Genomic DNA, 18,604 nt, shown 5'->3' with positions numbered 1-18,604 from the left:
TCGGGATTGCCGGCGTACGGCCCGCGCCAGGCCAGGCACTCGACGAGAAGGCGGTGGGCGTCATCGACAGCTTAATGCGCTGCAACGGCGCTGTCTGGTCCCTAAGCAGGTTGCCGGCGCAGCTCGATCGCGAAGCCGCGTTGCACGCCGGGCCGCTCCATCAGGTCTGCGTACCAACGCGCCACAGCGGGGAAGTCCGCCAGGTCCACCCGGTGTCTGGCATGTCGCCACACCCAGCCCAGGATGGCGAAGTCGGCGATGGACAGTTCCTTCGCGAACCAACGGCGCTTGTCGAGATGCCTGTTCATCACGGCGTACAGCCGCCGCGTCTCCGCCTGGAAGCGTTCGAGGCCGTAGCGCCGGTCCTGCTCGTCGGTCAAGCCGACGAAGTGGTGAACCTGGCCCGGCATCGGACCGAAGCCGCCGACCTGGAACATCAGCCATTGCAGGACTTCCGCCTGGTCGGCGATCGAGGACGGCCAGAACTTGCCGGTCTTCTGGCCCAGGTACACCAGGATCGCGCCGGACTCGAAGATGCTGAGGGGACCCTCCGGCCCTTCGTCGTCGACGACCGCGGGGATCTTGTTGTTGGGGCTGATGCGCAGGAAAGTCTCGGCGAATTGCTCGCCCTTCCCGATGTCGACGATCGTCACGTCATAGGGCAGCTGCATTTCTTCCAGTGCGACGCTGATCTTGCGGCCGTTGGGGGTGTCGAAGGCGTACAGATGGATCATGGCGAGATTGTGCAAGGCCGCTCGCTCCGGGCCTTGGCAAGATCGGGCCTACGGCTGCTTTCCGACCCAAGACAGACGTCGTGCGAGCGCAGGGGCAACGGCGGGGCGCTCGCACAGAACGAAGGGCAGCGATGAGAGGCGGCAATGCCAGCTCATGGCCGCTGCGCACATGCGGCCTCGCCAGACTGGTGCTGCCCGCCTTCCGTTCCTCTTCGGCGTGACGCTCCATCGCGCGGCCCTGCCGGCAAACTACTCCGTCGCATCCGCATTGGCGGCCCGCAGCGGATCGGACGCCTCCATCCAGTCGATGTCGTTCTCCAGGGCGTGGAACGCGTCGTCGCCGATGTCACCGCTGTCGCGCAACGCCAGAAGCACCTTGCGCGCGGCGCGCAGCGCCGCGCGGTAGGCGGCGTCGTACTCGGCGCCGAAGGATGCCTGCCGACCACCGCTGCGCTGCAGTTGGCCCAGCCAGACCTTCAGGTCCTTGCGCACGAGGTCGACGGCGGGCGAGCGGGCGGTTGGCAGTTGCGCGTATGCAGCCTCCAGCATGCGCTCCCGCGCCATGTGCTCCTCGCGCGCCACCGGATCGCCGTCGCGCAGGTTCAGGAACCGCAGCAGCGCCTTCAGCGTGAGGCCCTGGAGCAGCAGCGTACCCAGCACCACCAGGAACGCCGTCAGCAAGATGAGGTCCCGCGCCGGGAAACTCCCGGGCAACGCCAGCGCGGCCGCGAGGGTGACGATCCCTCGCATGCCCGCCCAGGAGATCACGAGCCCGCTCCCCACGGTGGGCCGCAACATGGGCCTTGGCGGATGGAAGCCGTGCCGTCGGTCGCGCCATCGGATGGCGGCGTTGAACGACATGTGCCAGACGATCCGCACGAGGATGACCGTCGCCAGCACAGCCGCCGCGACCAGCAGGTACTGCTCTCGTACTGGCGGCGCCAGCTCGACCAGGATCGGGCGGATCTGCAGGCCGATGAAGATGAACGCGAAGATGTTCAATGCGAACACCACCGTGGCCCAGACCGCGTTGGTGGGGATGCGGATGCGGGCCGGTGTCCGCGCCGGCGCGGTTCGTCCCAGCGTCATCGCGAAGCAGACGGTGGTCAGCACGCCCGACAGGCCGACGTTTTCCGCGACGAGCCATACGGTGAAAGTGCCCACGAACTGCAGGATGATGGCGGTGGGGATGTGCTGCACCCGCTCCAGGAGGCGTTGCATCAGCCAGCCCAGCACGGGGCCGGCCACCAGGCTTCCCAGCACCGCCAGCAGGAAGGTCGGAGCGACCGCCTGCACGGAAAAGCCGCCTGCCGCCACCGCGCCCACCGCCAGCCGATAGATCAGGAGCGCGCTGGCGTCGTTCAGCAGGCTCTCGCCTTCGAGGATGCCGAGGATGCGCTGTGGCGGGTGCAGCGGCCGCAGCACTGCCGTGGCCGCCACGGCATCTGGCGGCGCAACGATGGCGCCCAGCGCGATCGCGGCCGCCCAGGGCAGGTCCGGCACGAGTGCGTGCGAGACGACGGCTACCGCCGCCGTGGTCAGGGCCACCGAGAAGAGCACCAGGCTGACAAGCGGCGCCCAGTTGTCGCGCAGGTCGCGCAGCGAGGCGTCGTAGCCGGCATCGACCAGGATGGGCGCGACGAACAAGGCCAACACCAGGTCGGGCGGCAAGCTGAGACTCGGCGCACCCGGAATGAGCGCCAGGAGCGCGCCTCCGATGGCCAGGAACACGGGATAAGGTGCCCCTGCCCGCCGCGCGGCAGCGGCCAGCAACACGGCCGCCCCGAAGAGCGCCAGGATCTGTTCGAGCTCTCGCACCGACGAAGTATGGCGGCTGGGCCACGTCCGCAGGAACGATGCGGAGAGGGCTCTTTCATTGCACGCTTGCGGTCGCGGCCGCAAGCGCGTGGCTTCGCAGCCGTGGGCGGACTCGAGCAGCCTGGCCGGCATGCCCGAGTGGACGCGGTTCGAGGAACGCTACCGCTGAGGATTCAGTAGCTGCCGAAGCGCTGGGTCCACTTGCGCTCGTAGGCCATGCGGGTGAAGTGCTCAGCCATGAAGTCGATGAAGGTGCGCACCTTGGCCGACAGGTGCTTGCGGCTGGGGTAGGCCAGATTGATGGTCAGCCGCGGCAGGTCCCACTCGTCCAGCACCGGCACCAGCCGCCCGGCCACGATGTCCTCGTACAGGATGTAGGTCGGCTGCACCAGGATGCCCAGGCCGTCCAGCGCGGCGGCCCGCAGCACCTGGCCGTCGTTCGACTCCAGCAGGCCCTTGATGGGCACGGGCGTGGTCTCGCCGTCGCGCATGAAGCGCAGCTCGTGCGGGTTGTTGGCGTAGGTGTAGACCAGCACCTGGTGCCGCGCCAGGTCGTCCAGCACGCGCGGCCGTCCCATGCGGGCCAGGTAGCCGGGCGAGGCGGCCAGGATGCGGCGCGTCTCGGCCAGCCGACGCACCGTGATGTTGGAGTCCGGCTCCGACTCGCGGGTGCGCACTGCGATGTCGATGTTGTTGTCGATGAGGTCCAGGTAGCGGTTGGCCGTCTCGACGTGCACCGTCACGTTGGGGTAGCGCCGCGTGTACTCGGGCAGCAGCGGCGCGATGTGCTGCATCGAGAACGACAGCGAGGCCGTCACGCGCAGCATGCCGGTGGGGTTGAGGGTGCTGGCGTTGACGGCCGACTCGGCGTCGGACAGGTCGGCCAGGATGCTCTTGCTGCGGCGCAGGAACTCCTGGCCCGGCTCGGTGAGGTACAGGCGGCGGGTGTTGCGCTCGACCAGCCGGGCGCCCAGCCGCTCCTCCAGCGCCGACAGGTGGCGGCTGGCGGCGGCATTGGACAAGCCCAGCGCCTCCGCGGCGCGGCTCAGGCTGCCCGTCTCGGCCACCTGCACGAACAGGGCCATCTCGCTCCAGCGGTCCACGGTCGGTCTCGTCTCCTGCGCGAACTGTGCCACACGCGTTTTGCGGGCAGCGGAAAACTCATTTGCCCGCCGGCCCCTTCACCGGCCCGCCGCCCCTGCCTACAGTGCGGTCGCATGCGCAACCTCACCCAGGACAACATCACCCAGGCCGTGATCGCCAGCTTCGCCGACACGCCCGACCCGCGCCTGAAGCAGGTCCTGACCAGCCTGGTGCAGCACCTGCATGCGTTCGCCCGCGACGTGCAGCTGACCGAGGCCGAGTGGTTCCAGGGCATCGCCTTCCTCACCCGCGCCGGCCACATCACCGACGACCAGCGCCAGGAGTTCATCCTGCTGTCCGACACGCTGGGGCTGTCGATGCTCACGGTGGCGATGAACAACGACAAGCCGGCCGGCGCCACCGAGTCCACCGTGTTCGGGCCCTTCTTCGTCGAGGGCGCGCCGGCCTACGAGCACGGCGACGACGTGGGCAACGGCGCGCCCGGCGTGCCCTGCCTGGTGCGCGGCCGGGTGCGCGGGCTCGACGGGCGGCCGGTGCCGCACGCGAAGATCGAGGTCTGGCAGGCCGACGCCGAGGGCAAGTATGACGTCCAGCGCGAGGGCGCCGGCCACCGGGCGCGCGGCAAGCTGGTGGCCGGCCCCGAGGGCGAGTACCACTTCCGCTCCATCCTGGCCGAGGCCTACCCGATTCCCGACGACGGCCCGGTGGGCGACATGCTGCGCGCCACCCGCCGCCACCCCTGGCGGCCGGCGCACCTGCACTTCATGATCGAGGCCCCGGGCTTCGAGACGCTGATCACCCACGTGTTCCGCAACGGCGACCGCTACCTCGACTCCGACGCCGTGTTCGGCGTGCGCCAGTCGCTGGTCGCCGACTGGGTGCGCCAGCCCGACGGCACCTACCTCGTCGACTACGACTTCGTCCTCAACCCCGCCTGAAGGCCACTCCATGCTCTTTTCCATCACCCTGATCGACAAGCCCGGCGCGCTGGCGCTGCGCCAGCAGCGGCGGCCCGAGCACAAGGCCTACCTGGGCGCCGTGGCCGAGCGCATCGCCTTCGCCGGCCCGCTGCTGGCCGACGACGGCCAGACCATGGTGGGCAGCCTGCTGGTGATCGACTTCGCCTCGCGCGAGGCGGCGCAGGAGTGGCTGGCGGGCGAGCCGTTCACCCGGGCCGGGCTGTACGCGGCCACCTCGGTGTACGCGTTCCAGAACCTGTGGCCGCAGAAGGCCGGCTTCCCGCCGGCGCACTGACCGCGCGCGACCAGCCGTGATCAAGCACATCGTGATGTGGACCCTGCGGGGCGACACGCCGGCCGAGCGGCGCCGCCACGCGGCGCTGCTGGCCGACAGCTTCCACAGCCTGCGTGGCCGGGTGCCGGGGCTGCTGCACCTGGAGGTGGGCATCGACAGCAGCGGGGTCGACTACGCCTGCGACGTGGTGCTGTACAGCGAGTTCGCCAGCCAGGCCGACCTGGACGCCTACGCCAGCCACCCCGAGCATCTGCGCGTCAAGCGCGAGATCGGCGACCTGCGCACCGCGCGCCACCAGGTCGACTACGAAGCCAAGGAGCCACGCTGACATGCCCGCCACCCTGATCCGCGGCGCGACCGTCATCACCATGGACAGCCAGGGCGACCTGCCGCGCGCCGACATCCTGGTGCAGGACGACCGCATCGCCGCCATCGCCCCCACCCTGGCAGCCGACGACGCCCAGGTGGTCGACGCCGCCGGCTGCATCGTCATCCCGGGCCTGATCAACGCCCACATGCACACCTGGCAGACCGCGCTGCGCGGCGTGGCCGCCAACTGGACGCTGCTGGAGTACTTCCAGAAGATGCACGCCGGCCTGGCCACCGCGTTCGGCCCGCAGGACCTGCACATCGCCACCCGGGTGGGCGCGCTCAACCAGCTCAACTGCGGCACGACCACGCTGGCCGACTGGTGCCACAACAACCCGACGCCCGGGCACAACGACGCCGCCATCGACGGCCTGCTGTCCACCGGCATCCGGGCAGCGTTCTTCCACGGCACGCCCAAGCCCGACCCCAAGCCGGGCCAGCAGCCGTTCTGGGAGGTGCCGCATCCGCGCGCCGAGGTCGAGCGGCTGGCCAAGAAGCACCAGGGCCACGCCCTGCTGTCGATCCAGGCGGCGGTGCTGGGCCCGCACTACTCCACGCTGGAGGTCGCGCTGCACGACTTCCGCATGGCGCGCGAGCTGGGCCTCATCGCCTCCATGCACCAGGGCGGCGGCGCGGCGCGCACGCCCGACGGCTGGCAGCGGCTGGAGGAGGCCGGCCTGCTGGGGCCGCACATCAACATCGTGCACGGCCATGCGCTGAGCGAGGAGCAGCTGCAGCGCTTCTGCGAGCTGGGCATGAGCTTCTCGGCGGCCGCCGAGAGCGAGATGAGCCAGGGCCACGGCCACCCGCTCACCGGCCGGCTGCGCCGCTACGGCCGCGCGCCGTCGCTGGGCGTGGATCTCGAAAGCGTGCTGAGCGGCGACATGCTCACCCAGGCCCGGGTGGCGCTGGGCATCCAGCGCAGCCTGGACAACGTGGCACACCGCGAGCAGCACGGCACCATCCCGTCCACCTCGACCATCCGCACCCGCGAGGCACTGGCCTGGGTCACGATCGAAGGCGCCCGCATGCTGCAGCAGCAGGACCGCATCGGCTCGCTGGCGCCCGGCAAGCAGGCCGACCTGGTGGTCATCCGCGCCAGCGACCTCAACATGCAGCCGGTGCACGACCCGGTGAGCGCGGTGGTGTTCCAGGCCTCCCTGGCCAACATCGACAGCGTGATGGTGGCCGGCCGCTGGAAGAAGCGGGCCGGCCGGCTGGTCGGCGCCGAGAACCTGGAGGCCGACCTGGCGACGCTCAGGGCGTCGGGGGAGAAGATCCTGCGGGCGATGGGCCTGGGCTGAACAGCCCTTGCAGCACGCCGGCGACGATGCGGTCGCAGCGTGCGCCGTCGAAATCGAACAGCTCGCGCTCGGCCGTGTCCAGGTCCTGCGCGATCGCCTCGCGCAGCAGGCTGCGGGCGCGGAAATGCCGGGTGCGCACGGTCGCTTCGGGCAGGCCCAGGCTCTGCGCCGTCTCCTCGACGGTGAGCTCCTCGACCGACCGCAGCACGAACACGGCCCGGAAGTCCTGCGGCAGCTGGTCGATCTTGCGCTCCAGCAGGGCGCGCAGCTCGGCCCGCTGCAGCACGCGGTCGGGCGTGTCCTCCTCGATGGCGGCGGGGTCTTCGGCCATGGTCTCGCCCTCCAGGTCGGGCTGCGCGTGCGCCGCGACGATGGGGATGATGTTGTTGCGCCGCGCAGTGCGCCGCAGCCGCCCCAGGCACTCGTTGGAGACGATGCGGGTCAGCCAGGTCACCAGCCCGGCCTCGCCGCGGAAGTCGCCCAGTGCGCGGAAGGCGTGCAGGTAGGCTTCCTGCAGCGCGTCCTCGGCCTCGGCGGCGTCGCGCAGCAGCGAGCGCGCCACCCGGTACAGGCGCCGGTTGTGCCGGCGCATCAGCAGTTCAAAGGCGCCGGCCTCGCCGGTTCGCATGCGCTGCAGCAGGCCGGCGTCGTCGAGCGACACGCTGGCAGTGGCGGACGGGAGGGCGGTCATTGGACGACGATGCCAGCTTTCATGCCGGGGTGGAAGGTGCAGACATAGTCGAGGCGGCCGGGCCCGGGGGCGGTCCAGGCCCAGCTCTTGCCGGCGGCGATCTCGCCCGAATCGAAGCGCCCGCGCGCCGTGGCCGTGTGTGGGACCAGGTCCTTGTTCTGCCAGACGACCCGGTCGCCCGGCCGCACCACCAGTTCGGCCGGGCGGAACCCCATGGCCTCCATGGTCACCACGTGGGTCTCGGCGGCGGCCAGGGCGGGCAGGGCAGCGAGCGCAGCCCAGGCGAGCGCGGACAGCCGCATCTCAGCCGCCCAGCTGCGACTGCAGGTGCTTGGCGTGGTCGCGGTGCTGCACCAGCGCCGGCCGCACCTTTTCCAGCAGCGCCTTCAGCTCGGCGTTCTTGGCCGACGGCAGCAGCGTCTTGTCGACCGCGTCGATCACCGCCTGGTGGTAGGTGACCTCGTTGTCGATGTAGGCCTTGTCGAACGCCTTGCCCTTGAGCGGCTTGAGCTTGGCCAGGTTGTCGTCGCCGCCCTTCTTCAGGCTGGCGCTGGTGTCGTTGGCCTCGGGCTTGACGTTGAGCTTCTTGACCAGCTCGGTGGCCGAGGCGTTGACGGCCGTGTGGTCCTTGGCCATCTGCTGGCCGAAGTCGCGCACCTCCTTGGTCGAGCCCTGCTTCTCGGCCAGCTTGCCGGCGTCGATGTCGACCTGGTTGGCCGTGACCACGATGTGGGCGATCTGCGGATCGGTCGGGCCCGACTGGGCCTGGACCGCGAAGGAAGCCGCGCCGGTGAGGATGAGGGCGGCGAGATGGGCCTTGTGCATGACGAACTCCTGGTCGTTGGTCCGGGGTTGGACGTCACGAGATCCGGCGCCGTTCCCGCCCGGCGGCACCGGACCTGCTCAGGCGGACGCAGGGCGCGCCCATCCGCCGGCGCCGCGGGGAAACCCGGGGTTCATCGTTAGCATGCAACCATAGAATGGTCCGCATCTTCCGAAAGGGTCGCATGAAGGAGATCATGAAGACGCTGGTGCGCACCGGCCCGGGCTCGCCCACCGGCCAGCTGCTGCGCCGCTACTGGGTGCCGGTCCTGCTGTCGAGCGAGATCGCCGAGCCCGACGGTCCCCAGGTGCGGGTCAAGATCATGGGCGAGCAGCTGCTGGCCTTCCGCGACAGCGAGGGCCGGCCCGGCCTCATCAGCGAGTTCTGCTCGCACCGCGGCGCCTCGCTCTTCTACGGCCGCAACGAGGACAACGGCATCCGCTGCAGCTACCACGGGCTGAAGTTCGACATCCTGGGCCGCTGCACCGACGTGCCGCAGGCGCCGCAGGTGTGCGAGCGCATGGCGATCACCGGCTACCCCTGCATCGAGCGCGCCGGCATGGTGTGGGCCTACATGGGGCCCAAGGACCAGCAGCCCGAGCCGCCCGGCGTCGAGTGGGCCAACCTGCCCGACAGCCACGTGTTCGTGTCCAAGCGGCTGCAGGAGTGCAACTTCCTGCAGGCCATGGAGGGCGGCATCGACACCAGCCACGTGTCGTTCGTGCACAAGTTCGAGGTCGACAACGACCCGTTCCACCAGGGCGTCAAGGCCCTCGACTACATCAAGAAGGACGGCAACGTCGTCTTCGAGATCGAGAAGCACGACGGTGGCCTGACGCTGTACGGCCGCCGCAACGGCGAGCCCGAGTCGTACTACTGGCGCATCACGCAGTGGATCTTCCCCTGGTACACGCTGATCCCGCCGTTCGGCGAGCATGCGCTGGGCGGCCACGTGTGGGTGCCGATCGACGACGAGAACTGCTGGGCCTGGAGCATCAACTTCCACGTCGACAAGCCGCTCAGCGCCGAGGAGCGCCACCACCTCGAGGCCGGGCGCGGCATCCACTCGCCCTACGTGCCGGGCACCGACGTGCCGGGCGGCAGCTTCCGGCCGCTGGCCAACAAGGACAACGACTACCTGATCGACCGGGTGGCGCAGAAGGAGCGGCGCACCTTCAGCGGCGTGTTCGGCTTCTCGGCCCAGGACGCCTCGCTGCAGGAGAGCATGGGCCCGATCCAGGACCACGAGCAGGAGAAGCTGCTGCCTTCCGACCGCGGCATCGTGATGGCGCGCCGCATGCTGCACGAGGCCACCGTCGGCCTCGACCAGGGCCAGCGCCCGCCCGGCCTGGCCCCGCGGACCCAGCACGTGCGCTCGGCCGGCGTGCTGCTGCCCCGCGAGCAGAGCCCGCAGGACTGGGCCCGCGACCACCTGGTGTACGGCGAAGGCGACCCGGTGTATTCGCTGTGAGCCAGCGCCTGGGCGGCAAGGTCGCACTGATCACCGGCGGCGGCGCCGGCATCGGCGCGGCCACCGCCGCCCTGTTCTGCGAGCAGGGCGCCGCGGTGCTGCTGGTCGACCGCGATGCGGCCGCGCTGGAGCGCACCGCCGCGGCGATCCGCCAGCGCACGCCGGCGGCCCGGGTGCAGCTGCTGGCCGCCGACGTGGCCGACGAGGCGTCGGCCGGACAGGCGGTGCAGCAGTGCCGGCAGGCGTTCGGCCGCCTCGACGTGCTGGTCAACAACGCGGCACTGCGCAACTACGCGGCGCTGGCCGATGCGACGGCGGCCGAGTGGCAGGCGGTGCTGGGCGTCAACCTGCTGGGCAATGCCAGCTACTGCCGCGCCGCGCTGCCGCTGCTGCGCGAGGCCGGCCGCGGCGCGGTGGTGAACGTCTCGTCCTGCTATGCCGTCAAGGGCCGCAAGGGCATGGCGCTGTACGACGCCAGCAAGGCCGCCATCCTGGCGCTGACCCGCACCCTGGCGTTCGAGGAGGCCGCCCACGGCATCCGCGTCAACGCCGTCTGCCCCGGCTCCACGCTCACCGACTTCCACGTCGAGCGCACCGTGGCGGCCGGCCGCAGCGTCGAGGAACTCAAGACCCAGCGCCAGGACACCTCGCTGCTGGGACGCTGGGCCGACCCGGCCGAGATCGCCTTCCCGATCCTGTGGCTGGCCAGCGACGAGGCCTCCTTCATCACCGGCACCACGCTGGTGGTCGACGGCGGCCTGCACATCAAGTAGCCATGGCCGTCCGCAGCGCAGACGACCTCACCCGTGCCGTGCTGGCCGAGGTGCAGCGCACGTCCGACGCGCGCCTGCGCCGCATCCTGGCCTCGGCGGTCGAACACCTGCACGGCTTCGTGCGCGACACCGAACTGACCGAGGCCGAGTTCCGCCAGCTCTGCGGCCTGGTCGCCCAGGCCGGCCAGCTGACGACGGCGTCGCACAACGAGGTGGTGCTGGCGGCCGGCTCGCTGGGCGTGTCAGCCCTGGTCTGCCTGCTGAACAACGGCCAGGGCGACGGCGCGACCACGGCCAACCTGATGGGACCGTTCTGGCGCGAGGGCTCGCCGGCGACGCCCGACGGCGGTTCCATCGTGCGCTCGCCGACGCCCGGCCTGCCGGTGTTCGTCACCGCCTGGTTCCGCGACCCGGACGGCCAGCCGGTGGCCGGGGCCCGGGTCGACGTCTGGCAGGCCTCGGGCGAGGGTTACTACGAGAACCAGGACCCGCAGCAGGCCGACATGAACCTGCGCGGCACCTTCACCACCGATGCCCAGGGCCGCATCCGCCTGCGCACCGTCAAGCCGTCGGGCTACCCGGTCCCGGTCGGCGGGCCGGTCGGCCGTCTGCTGCGCGCCCAGGGCCGCCACAACCTGCGGCCGGCGCACATCCACTTCCTGGCCCACAAGCCCGGCTACAAGACCCAGTTCTCGCAGCTGTACTCCGGTGACGACCCGCACCTGGACAGCGACGTGCAGTTCGGCGTAACCGAGGCGCTGGTCGGCCACTACGTGCTGCACGAGAACGACCCGGCGCCGGCGCCCGACGTGCAGGGGCCCTGGTACGCGCTGGAGCACAGCTTCGTGCTGGTGCCCGGCGAGGCCACGCTGCCGCCGCCGCCCATCACCGCCAAGACCCAGGGCGAGCGGCCTGCGCTCGTCGTGCTGCCGCCTTCGACCCGAGGACCCACGCCATGACCCGCTTCCTCCGCCGCCGCGCCGTGCTGGCGCTCGCCGCCGCCGCTGCCTGCACCGGCGCCCTCGCGCAGTCGCCCGAGTGGGCGCCGAGCCGGCCGGTGCGCATCATCGTGCCCATCGTCGGCAGCACCAACGACGTGCTGGCGCGCCTGATCGCGCCCAAGCTGCAGGAGGCGATCGGCCAGCCGGTGGTGGTGGAGAACAAGCCGGGCGCCGGCGGCAACATCGGCGCCGACCTGGTGGCCAAGGCGCAGCCCGACGGCCACACGCTGCTGGTGGGCTACAACGGGCCGCTGGCCATCAACGTCACCTTGTTCGACAAGATGCCGTACGACCCGCTGAAGGACCTGCAGCCGCTGACGCTGGCGGTGAAAGCGCCGCAGTACCTGGTGGTGAACCCGGCCTCCGGCATCACCAGCGTGCAGGACCTGCTGGCCCGGGCCAAGGAGCAGCCGGGCAAGCTGTCGTACGCCTCGATCGCGGTGGGCAGCGCGTCGCACCTGACGATGGAGATGCTCAAGTCGGCCGCCGGCGTCCACATCACCCACATCCCCTACCGCGGCGCCGGCCCGGCCGTCACCGACCTGCTGGGCAACCAGGTGCAGGTGGGCTTCTTCGTGCCCGGCAACGTGCAGCAGTTCGCCAGGGAGGGCAAGCTCAAGCTCATCGCCTCCAGCGGCGCCAAGCGCTTCCCGAGCACGCCCGACGTGCCGACGCTGGCCGAGTCGGGCTTCAAGGATTTCGAGGCCACCTCCTGGATCGGCTTCCTCACCACCGCCAACACGCCGCGGCCCATCGTCGAGCGCTACCACCGCGAACTGGTGAAGATCATCCGCTCGCCCGAGATCACCCAGCGGCTGCACGAGATGGAGTTCGAGGTGGTCGCCAGCACACCCGAGCAGTTCGGCAGCTGGATCCGCAGCGAGATCCCGCGCTGGGGCAAGGTGATCAAGGAGACCGGCGCCAAGGCCGAGTGAGCCACGCCGGGACGTAGGCGGACGTCGTCTTCCCGGAGATGGATGGCGGGTCCAGCCCGCCATGACGTGAACTTCCCCTTGGTCGCCGACTCGTCACCGTCATGCCGGGCTCGACCGGGCCGCCACCCCAGACCGATGCATGGTGGGTCGCCCCCGCCATGACGATGGGGGGCCCACTTGCCCCCTCACCGTCATGCCGGGCTCGACCCGGCATCCATCTCCTGTCGGTCGATCCAGCGCCAACCGCGGACTGAGGCGCGAGCCAGCCCTGCAACGACTGGCGCCGCAGCTCCACCCGTCAGGCGATCTCGGCTTCCAGTTCCTGCTGCCGCTCCTGGAGCTGCTGTCCCAGCGCGGCCAGGTCCAGTCCCTTGGCCGCCTTGGCCTTGGGGAACAGCTCGTCGCGCTCCTCCTTCACGTGGTGCTCGACGGCGCGGGCCAGGTCGGCCACCAGCTGGTCCATCGTGGTGTCGGCGGTGCCCATCTCGCGGACCTGCGAAATCAGGTTCTTGACCTGCTGGTGTTCCTGCCGCGCCTCGTCCAGCAGGCCGGCCGCATCGGGCACGACCTTGCGCAGGGCGGGGTAGAAGATCTCCTCCTCGATCTGCGCGTGCACGGTGAGTTCGTTGCAGATCTTCATGGCGATGTCGGCGCGCTCGGCGGCGCCGGGGGCGTCCGGCGCGTAGGCGAGGCGGGCGTAGTCGACGAACAGGTGCTTGACGGCGATGTGGTCGGCGTCGAGCAGTTCGCAGGCGTCCTTGGCGGCAAGTTCTGGCATGGCAGGTTCTCCGTGGCTTGGGTGGGTCACAGCGGCGGCGGGTCCATCTCGCGGCCGAAGTGGCGGTGCCGGGCGACCCCGGCGATGAACTCGGCGGTAGCCGCCTTGGCGCCGGCGGCGTCCGCGAAGACCAGTCCGGTGCCGCCCTGCGCATGGCTCTTGTCCATGCTCACGGGCAGGCCGGCCTTGGCCAGCAGCAGGCGCGAGGCGCCCAGCGACAGGATGGCCTTGCAGTGCCGGAACTGGTCCTTGATGAATTCCATCGTGTGGCCGTCCTGCGCCAGCGCGGCCACGCCCTCGTCGCCGTCGGGCAGCACGAGCGCATCGAACAGGAAGCCGGGCTCGTTCTCCAGCGACGCATCGGCATCCAGCGGATCGCCGTCGCTGGTGGGCATGCGGCCGATGCGGGTGCCCACCAGGCGCGCCACCGCGCCGTGCTCGACCAGCGCGGCCTGCACCGCCGACAGCGAGGCGCCGTGCACGCCGGGCGCCACCAGCAGCGCGACCTTGCGGCCGCGCAGGGTGCCGTCGCCGGGCCGCGCCATCAGCGACAGGGCGGGCGAGCGCGTCACCTCCGGCTTGGCCGGGTCGGGCAGCGCCAGCGGCAGCGGCTCGGGCAGCGGGTCAATGCCCAGGCCCATCGCCACCTTCTGCGCCAGTTCTTCCGAGGCGTTGCGCAGCATGGCCACGGTGCGTTCGCGGATGGCCGGCACGGTCACCTTGGACAGTTCGAAGCGGAAGGCGCTGGCGATGTGGTCCTGCTCCACCGGCGTCTGGCTCTCGAAGAACAGGCGTGCCTGGGTGTAGTGGTCGGCGAACTTCTCGGGCTTGGCGCGCACCTTGCCCTGCTCCTCGTCGGCGCGGATGCGCGCCGGCACCGACACGAAGCCCTGCGCGGCGCCGGCCTGGAACGGGCAGCCGCCGCCCAGCGAATTGGGCTCGTAGGCCACGCGGCCTCGGTGGATGGCCTGCCGGTGCAGGCCGTCGCGCTGGTTGTTGTGCACCGGCGCGATCGGCGAGTTGATCGGGATCTCGTGGAAGTTGGGCCCGCCCAGCCGCGAGATCTGCGTGTCGACGTAGGAGTGGATGCGACCGGCCAGCAGCGGGTCGTTGGAGAAGTCGATGCCCGGCACCACGTGCGCGGTGCAGAACGCCACCTGCTCGGTCTCGGCGAAGAAGTTGTCGGGATTGCGGTTGAGCACCATGCGGCCGACCGGCCGCAGAGGCACCAGTTCCTCCGGCACGATCTTGGTGGCGTCCAGGATGTCGAAGCTGAACTGCTCGGCCTGCTCCTCGGTGAACACCTGGAAGGCCAGCTCGTACTCGGGGAAGTTGCCCGATTCGATGCGCTCCCAGAGGTCGCGCCGGTGGTAGTCGGGGTCGGCGCCGGAGATCTTCACCGCCTCGTCCCACACCAGCGAATGGGTGCCGGCGACCGGGCTCCAGTGGAACTTGACGAACACCGACTCGCCGGCGGCGTTGACCAGCCGGTAGCTGTGCACGCCGAAACCCTGCATGGTGGCGAAGCTGCGCGGGATGGCCCGGTCGCTCATCACCCACATCAGCATGTGGGTCGACTCGGGCATCAGCGAGACGAAGTCCCAGAAGGTGTCGTGCGCGCTGGCCGCCTGCGGCATCTGGTGGTGCGGCTCGGCCTTGACCGCGTGCACCAGGTCGGGGAACTTCATCGCGTCCTGGATGAAGAACACCGGGATGTTGTTGCCCACCAGGTCCCAGTTGCCTTCGTCGGTATAGAACTTCACCGCGAAGCCGCGCACGTCCCGCGCCGTGTCCTTGGAGCCGCGCTCGCCCGCCACGGTGGAAAAGCGCACGAACACCGGTGTCACCTTGCCGGCTTCCTGGAACGGCGCCGCCCGGGTCAGGTCGGTCAGCGGCTCGTAGCACTCGAAGAACCCGTGCGCGCCGGAGCCGCGCGCGTGCACGATGCGCTCGGGGATGCGCTCGTGGTCGAAGTGCGTGAGCTTCTCGCGCAGGATGAAGTCCTCGAGCAGCGCCGGCCCGCGCACGCCGTACTTCAGCGAGTTCTGGTTGTCGGCGACCGGCACGCCCTGGTTGGTGGTGAGCACCTGGCCGGCCGAGTCGACCCGCACCCGGTCGAGCGGCTCGATGGTGGCGTTCACGCCTTCGGGCGCCAGGCTGCCGGTCTTGGGCGAGCCGTTCTCCTCGGACAGCGTGCTGCCGGTGGGCAGCCGCGAGGCCGGCTGCACGTGCGCGCCGGGCTGGGGCTGCAGCCCGCTCGCAAAGCCGTGCTCGGCCGGCTTGGTGGGGTTGTGCGGCATGGCCGCGGCCATGTCCTGCATCTGGGCCATCTTCTGGCTGTTGGCATCGTCCAGCGCGGCGGTGACCTGGCTGGGCCCGCTGTCCGTGTTGCGGGCGGCCGACTTGGCGGCGGCGCGCTTGGCCGGCTTGGCGGGAGGTTTCGTGGATTTGGGCATGGACACTCAGCGGTGCTTGGCGGCGGGATTGCCGGGGGAGCGCCTACCGTAAGTGCCACGGACTCAGCAGAACTGTAGGAAGCGACCGTGACTGGCGGTGCGGGTCCCTCGGCAGCGTCGCCCGGCGGCGCCCGAGCACGGCACCGCGGGCATGGACGCGCGAGCGGCTGCTAGGCCGCGGTTCCCGCCGCCCGCCGGATGATCTCGGAGAAGTGCTTGAGCACCGGGGAGCGCGTTGCGCCCTTGTGCCACAGCATGCCCGGCGTGCGGATCGGGGTCGGGTCCTCCAGCGGAATCACGCGGATGTCTGCGCTCTGCGGCACCGCCGTCTCGGTGATGATGCCGGCCAGGTCGGTGTGGCGGATCAACTCGATCATGGGCGCCACCGAATTGAGCTGCGCTACCACCAGCGGCCGGGCACCGGCCTGGTCGAAGCATTCGTCCAGCAGCTTGCGGGTCTGGAAGGTCGCCGGCAGCAGCACCATGCGCTGCGCGTGCAGTTCGACCATGCGCACGCGCCGGCGCTTGGCCAGCGGATGGCCGCGGCCCACCACCAGCCGCAGTTCCTCGTTGTAGAGGGGCTCGAACCACAGCTCGCTGCCTTCGGCCGGCCGGTACGACACCGCCAGATCGAGCTGGCCGGAGCCCAGGCGGCGGGTGATGGCGCCGGCCGAGAGTTCCTCCACCGTGACCTGGATGGTCGGGTAGTGGTTGAGCAGGTTGGCCACGCACTGCGGGACCATGCGCGTGTTGAAGCTCGGGGTCGTGCCCAGGCGGATGCGGCCGGTGATGCTGTCGGCCGGCCGGCGCAGCGCCTGCAGGCCGCGGTCGATCTGGCCCAGTGCGGGCGCCATGTGGCTGCGCAGGATCTCGCCGGCCTCGGTCAGCCGCACCTTCCGGCCGCTGCGGTCGAACAGGGGCGTGCCCAGTTCGTCTTCCAGCTGCTTGATCTGGTGCGACAGCGTCGACTGGGTGACGTGCAGCCGCTCGGCCGCGCGGGTGAAGTGCAGCGTCTCGGCGACGGCGTCGAAGTAGCGCAGGTGGCGCAGTTCCATGGTGGCGTTGCGGTGGCGTGGGAGGCGGTGCGGAAGGCCTAGGGTGAGTCCGGATTGTCATCGATGGCATCGATCATGAAGCTCGAAATTCATCACTTTTCCCCGCGGCCGCGGGCTCCTAGACTGCGCCGCAACCGACAGGAGACCCCATGGCCCAACTCGAAACCAGCGACTTCGCGCAGGCGGTCATCGACCGCATGGCCGACTGCCAGGACGCCCGCTTCCAGGAAGTCATGACGGCGCTGGTGCAGCACCTGCACGCGTTCGCCAAGCAGGTCGACCTGCAGCCCGACGAGTGGATGAATGCCATCCAGTTCCTCACCGCCGTCGGCCAGAAGTGCGACGAGCGCCGGCAGGAGTTCATCCTGCTGTCGGACACGCTGGGCCTGTCGATGCTGGTGGTCGCGCTCGACCAGGCGCGCGGCGCCAAGGCACTGGCCGGCAAGCCGGGCGACAAGCCGACCGAGGCCACCGTGCAGGGGCCGTTCTTCTGGCCCGGCGCGCCCCAGGTGGAGCTGGGCGCGGACATCGCCGAAGGCCAGCACGGCGACCCGACCCTCTACCACGGCAAGGTGACCGACACCTTCGGCAAGCCGATCGCCAACTGCGTGATGGACGTCTGGTCGGGCGACCATGACGGCCTGTACGACATGCAGAAGGGCGACAGCATGGCGCTGCGCGCCCAGCTGCGCACCGACCAGGACGGCAACTACCGCTTCTGGTCGATCCGACCCACCTTCTATCCGGTGCCGGTCGACGGCCCGGTGGGCCAGATGCTCGACCGCATGGGCCGCCACCCGAATCGCCCCGGCCACATGCACATGATGCTGCAGGCCCCCGGCCACGAGCGGCTGGTCACGCACATCTTCGTCAAGGACAGCCCGTACATCGAGTCCGATGCCGTCTTCGGCGTGCGCAACAGCCTGGTGATCGACTTTCCGAAGCACGCGCCGGGCAAGGCGCCCGACGGCCGCACCATGAGCAAGCCGTACTACACGGCGCACTACGACTTCCGCCTCGTGCCCTCGGCCTGACGGCCCGCACGGCGGCGGCAGCACTGGATTTCCCGCCGGCGCGGGAAGGCTCCCACTCACCTGGAACACACCATGAAAATCGGCAAGGCCACGGTCGCGCGCTCGGCCATCTGCACCTCCAACGAGGACGCCATCGTCGTGCGCGGCCACGACCTCGCGACGGAGCTGATCGGCCAGGTCAACTTCGCCGACTACTTCTTCCTGCTGCTCACCGGTCGCAAGCCCGATGCCGCCGCCAGCGCGGTGTTGAACTCCACCCTGGTGGCCATCGCCGAGCACGGCCTGGTGCCCAGCGTGCAGGCGGCGCGCATGACGCTGGCGGCCGCGCCCGACGCCCTGCAGGGCGCCGTGGCGGCCGGCATCCTGGGCTCCGGCTCGGTCATCCTCGGCGCCTCGGAGACGGCCGGCCGCCTGTACGCCGACATCGACAAGGCGGCCCAGGACCTCGGCGGCGACCTGCCGGCCGCGGCCAGGGCGGTGGTGGCCGACCGGCGGGCGAAGAAGCAGGCCATCGCCGGCTATGGCCACCCGGAACACAAGCGCCGCGACCCGCGCGTCGATGCGCTGTTCAAGGTGTCGCAGCAGGCCGGCGGCGGCCAGAGGTTCATCGAGATCGCCAAGCTGGTCGAATCCGTCATCCCCGAGATCGTGGGCAAGGACCTCAAGCTCAACGTGTCGGGGGCCATTCCGGCCGTGCTGCTGGGCGTGGGCTTCCCGGTCGCGGCGCTCAAGGGCGTGCCGATGCTGGCGCGCACCGCCAGCCTCATCGGCCACCTGAACGAGGAACTGAACGACCCGATCGGCTTCGCGCTCTCGTACCAGGCCACGCGCGAGTTCGAGTACACGGGCGGCATGCCGGGGGCCAAGGCATGACTGCACCCGCTGAATCCGTCATTGCGGGCTTGACCCGCCATCCATCTCCGGGACGTCACGAGGCGTCTGTTGCCAGGTCGTCCCTCGCAACGCGACGTTCCGGGGCTGGATGCCGGGTCAAGCCCGGCATG

The 18,604-nt window shown here is 70.4% G+C and carries 19 protein-coding genes; 10 read left to right on the top strand and 9 right to left on the bottom strand.

Annotated features, from left to right (window positions below; genetic code table 11):
- Positions 1 to 101: 101 nt before the first annotated feature.
- From GON04_RS11620 to GON04_RS11610, 3 genes are all read right to left on the bottom strand, one after another.
- A complete protein-coding gene (locus GON04_RS11620) occupies positions 102 to 734 on the bottom strand; it encodes a glutathione S-transferase family protein (RefSeq protein WP_157398019.1) in 633 nt (210 codons plus the stop codon).
- Positions 735 to 983: 249 nt separating this feature from the next.
- Positions 984 to 2,684, bottom strand: coding sequence for a cation:proton antiporter (locus GON04_RS11615; RefSeq protein WP_157398018.1), 1,701 nt, complete (start codon positions 2,682 to 2,684; stop codon positions 984 to 986).
- Positions 2,685 to 2,725: 41 nt separating this feature from the next.
- Positions 2,726 to 3,655, bottom strand: a complete 930-nt coding sequence (locus GON04_RS11610; protein WP_181654004.1) for a LysR substrate-binding domain-containing protein — start codon at positions 3,653 to 3,655, stop codon at positions 2,726 to 2,728.
- 114 nt (positions 3,656 to 3,769) lie between these two features.
- On the opposite strand from GON04_RS11610, the gene GON04_RS11605 reads away from it, so the two are divergent.
- The 4 genes from GON04_RS11605 to GON04_RS11590 are packed head-to-tail and all read left to right on the top strand — an operon-like array spanning position 3,770 to position 6,583.
- The gene (locus GON04_RS11605) at positions 3,770 to 4,594 is read left to right on the top strand and encodes an intradiol ring-cleavage dioxygenase (RefSeq protein WP_157398017.1); all 825 of its coding nucleotides are present in this window, start codon (positions 3,770 to 3,772) and stop codon (positions 4,592 to 4,594) included.
- Between the two features lie 10 nt (positions 4,595 to 4,604).
- A complete protein-coding gene (locus GON04_RS11600; RefSeq protein ID WP_157398016.1) occupies positions 4,605 to 4,910 on the top strand; it encodes a YciI family protein in 306 nt (101 codons plus the stop codon).
- Positions 4,911 to 4,926: 16 nt separating this feature from the next.
- Positions 4,927 to 5,238, top strand: coding sequence for a Dabb family protein (locus GON04_RS11595; RefSeq protein WP_181654003.1), 312 nt, complete (start codon positions 4,927 to 4,929; stop codon positions 5,236 to 5,238).
- Between the two features lies 1 nt (position 5,239).
- Positions 5,240 to 6,583 carry an amidohydrolase family protein gene (locus GON04_RS11590; protein WP_157398015.1) on the top strand — a complete coding sequence of 448 codons (1,344 nt, stop codon included), beginning with the start codon at positions 5,240 to 5,242 and terminating at the stop codon, positions 6,581 to 6,583.
- On the opposite strand, the gene GON04_RS11585 is transcribed toward GON04_RS11590, so the two are convergent.
- From GON04_RS11585 to GON04_RS11575, 3 genes are read right to left on the bottom strand one after another with little or no spacing between them, the layout of a single operon-like run.
- Entirely contained in the window at positions 6,537 to 7,274 is a 738-nt protein-coding gene (locus GON04_RS11585; protein WP_157398014.1) for an RNA polymerase sigma factor, read from the bottom strand. The genes GON04_RS11590 and GON04_RS11585 overlap by 47 nt on opposite strands.
- Positions 7,271 to 7,576, bottom strand: a complete 306-nt coding sequence (locus tag GON04_RS11580; protein WP_157398013.1) for a cupredoxin domain-containing protein — start codon at positions 7,574 to 7,576, stop codon at positions 7,271 to 7,273. Before GON04_RS11580 ends, GON04_RS11585 begins: the two co-directional genes overlap by 4 nt.
- A gap of 1 nt (position 7,577) precedes the next feature.
- Positions 7,578 to 8,099: a DUF4142 domain-containing protein gene (locus GON04_RS11575; protein WP_157398012.1), complete on the bottom strand. Its 522-nt coding sequence runs from the start codon at positions 8,097 to 8,099 to the stop codon at positions 7,578 to 7,580.
- A gap of 182 nt (positions 8,100 to 8,281) precedes the next feature.
- Between GON04_RS11575 and GON04_RS11570 the strand changes: the two genes are divergently transcribed.
- From GON04_RS11570 to GON04_RS11555, 4 genes are read left to right on the top strand one after another with little or no spacing between them, the layout of a single operon-like run.
- Entirely contained in the window at positions 8,282 to 9,568 is a 1,287-nt protein-coding gene (locus GON04_RS11570; RefSeq protein WP_157398490.1) for a Rieske 2Fe-2S domain-containing protein, read from the top strand.
- Positions 9,565 to 10,341, top strand: a complete 777-nt coding sequence (locus GON04_RS11565) for a glucose 1-dehydrogenase (RefSeq protein ID WP_181654002.1) — start codon at positions 9,565 to 9,567, stop codon at positions 10,339 to 10,341. Before GON04_RS11570 ends, GON04_RS11565 begins: the two co-directional genes overlap by 4 nt.
- Before the next feature lie 2 nt (positions 10,342 to 10,343).
- Positions 10,344 to 11,300, top strand: a complete 957-nt coding sequence (locus GON04_RS11560; RefSeq protein WP_157398011.1) for a dioxygenase family protein — start codon at positions 10,344 to 10,346, stop codon at positions 11,298 to 11,300.
- Positions 11,297 to 12,277: a Bug family tripartite tricarboxylate transporter substrate binding protein gene (locus tag GON04_RS11555; protein ID WP_157398010.1), complete on the top strand. Its 981-nt coding sequence runs from the start codon at positions 11,297 to 11,299 to the stop codon at positions 12,275 to 12,277. Before GON04_RS11560 ends, GON04_RS11555 begins: the two co-directional genes overlap by 4 nt.
- Before the next feature lie 298 nt (positions 12,278 to 12,575).
- Here the strand turns inward: GON04_RS11555 and GON04_RS11550 are convergent, their stop codons facing one another.
- From GON04_RS11550 to GON04_RS11540, 3 genes are all read right to left on the bottom strand, one after another.
- Entirely contained in the window at positions 12,576 to 13,055 is a 480-nt protein-coding gene (locus tag GON04_RS11550) for a hemerythrin domain-containing protein (RefSeq protein WP_157398009.1), read from the bottom strand.
- 26 nt (positions 13,056 to 13,081) lie between these two features.
- The gene (locus GON04_RS11545; RefSeq protein WP_157398008.1) at positions 13,082 to 15,511 is read right to left on the bottom strand and encodes a catalase; all 2,430 of its coding nucleotides are present in this window, start codon (positions 15,509 to 15,511) and stop codon (positions 13,082 to 13,084) included.
- Between the two features lie 170 nt (positions 15,512 to 15,681).
- On the bottom strand, positions 15,682 to 16,566 hold the full coding sequence (locus tag GON04_RS11540; protein WP_157398007.1) for a LysR substrate-binding domain-containing protein: 885 nt from the start codon (positions 16,564 to 16,566) through the stop codon (positions 15,682 to 15,684).
- Between the two features lie 149 nt (positions 16,567 to 16,715).
- On the opposite strand from GON04_RS11540, the gene GON04_RS11535 reads away from it, so the two are divergent.
- On the top strand, positions 16,716 to 17,600 hold the full coding sequence (locus GON04_RS11535) for a dioxygenase family protein (protein ID WP_157398006.1): 885 nt from the start codon (positions 16,716 to 16,718) through the stop codon (positions 17,598 to 17,600).
- Between the two features lie 72 nt (positions 17,601 to 17,672).
- Positions 17,673 to 18,473, top strand: a complete 801-nt coding sequence (locus GON04_RS11530) for a citryl-CoA lyase (RefSeq protein WP_157398005.1) — start codon at positions 17,673 to 17,675, stop codon at positions 18,471 to 18,473.
- Positions 18,474 to 18,604: the final 131 nt, after the last annotated feature.

The organism is Ramlibacter pinisoli, from assembly GCF_009758015.1.
In the GTDB taxonomy this organism is placed as follows: domain Bacteria; phylum Pseudomonadota; class Gammaproteobacteria; order Burkholderiales; family Burkholderiaceae_C; genus Ramlibacter; species Ramlibacter pinisoli.
The sequence above is the reverse complement of the archived record's forward strand: the minus strand, read 5'-3'. Positions and strand labels throughout refer to the sequence as shown.

What these genes read in the sequence shown, in the direction of transcription:
- GON04_RS11570 (WP_157398490.1), top strand. Translation starts at nt 8,282, where the DNA reads ATGAAGGAGATCATGAAGACGCTGGTGCGCACCGGCCCGGGCTCGCCC.
- GON04_RS11555 (WP_157398010.1), top strand. Translation starts at nt 11,297, where the DNA reads ATGACCCGCTTCCTCCGCCGCCGCGCCGTGCTGGCGCTCGCCGCCGCC.
- GON04_RS11620 (WP_157398019.1), bottom strand. Translation starts at nt 734, where the DNA reads ATGATCCATCTGTACGCCTTCGACACCCCCAACGGCCGCAAGATCAGC.
- GON04_RS11535 (WP_157398006.1), top strand. Translation starts at nt 16,716, where the DNA reads ATGGCCCAACTCGAAACCAGCGACTTCGCGCAGGCGGTCATCGACCGC.
- GON04_RS11585 (WP_157398014.1), bottom strand. Translation starts at nt 7,274, where the DNA reads ATGACCGCCCTCCCGTCCGCCACTGCCAGCGTGTCGCTCGACGACGCC.
- GON04_RS11530 (WP_157398005.1), top strand. Translation starts at nt 17,673, where the DNA reads ATGAAAATCGGCAAGGCCACGGTCGCGCGCTCGGCCATCTGCACCTCC.
- GON04_RS11550 (WP_157398009.1), bottom strand. Translation starts at nt 13,055, where the DNA reads ATGCCAGAACTTGCCGCCAAGGACGCCTGCGAACTGCTCGACGCCGAC.
- GON04_RS11615 (WP_157398018.1), bottom strand. Translation starts at nt 2,684, where the DNA reads ATGCCGGCCAGGCTGCTCGAGTCCGCCCACGGCTGCGAAGCCACGCGC.
- GON04_RS11575 (WP_157398012.1), bottom strand. Translation starts at nt 8,099, where the DNA reads ATGCACAAGGCCCATCTCGCCGCCCTCATCCTCACCGGCGCGGCTTCC.
- GON04_RS11600 (WP_157398016.1), top strand. Translation starts at nt 4,605, where the DNA reads ATGCTCTTTTCCATCACCCTGATCGACAAGCCCGGCGCGCTGGCGCTG.
- GON04_RS11540 (WP_157398007.1), bottom strand. Translation starts at nt 16,566, where the DNA reads ATGGAACTGCGCCACCTGCGCTACTTCGACGCCGTCGCCGAGACGCTG.
- GON04_RS11580 (WP_157398013.1), bottom strand. Translation starts at nt 7,576, where the DNA reads ATGCGGCTGTCCGCGCTCGCCTGGGCTGCGCTCGCTGCCCTGCCCGCC.
- GON04_RS11590 (WP_157398015.1), top strand. Translation starts at nt 5,240, where the DNA reads ATGCCCGCCACCCTGATCCGCGGCGCGACCGTCATCACCATGGACAGC.
- GON04_RS11605 (WP_157398017.1), top strand. Translation starts at nt 3,770, where the DNA reads ATGCGCAACCTCACCCAGGACAACATCACCCAGGCCGTGATCGCCAGC.
- GON04_RS11560 (WP_157398011.1), top strand. Translation starts at nt 10,344, where the DNA reads ATGGCCGTCCGCAGCGCAGACGACCTCACCCGTGCCGTGCTGGCCGAG.
- GON04_RS11545 (WP_157398008.1), bottom strand. Translation starts at nt 15,511, where the DNA reads ATGCCCAAATCCACGAAACCTCCCGCCAAGCCGGCCAAGCGCGCCGCC.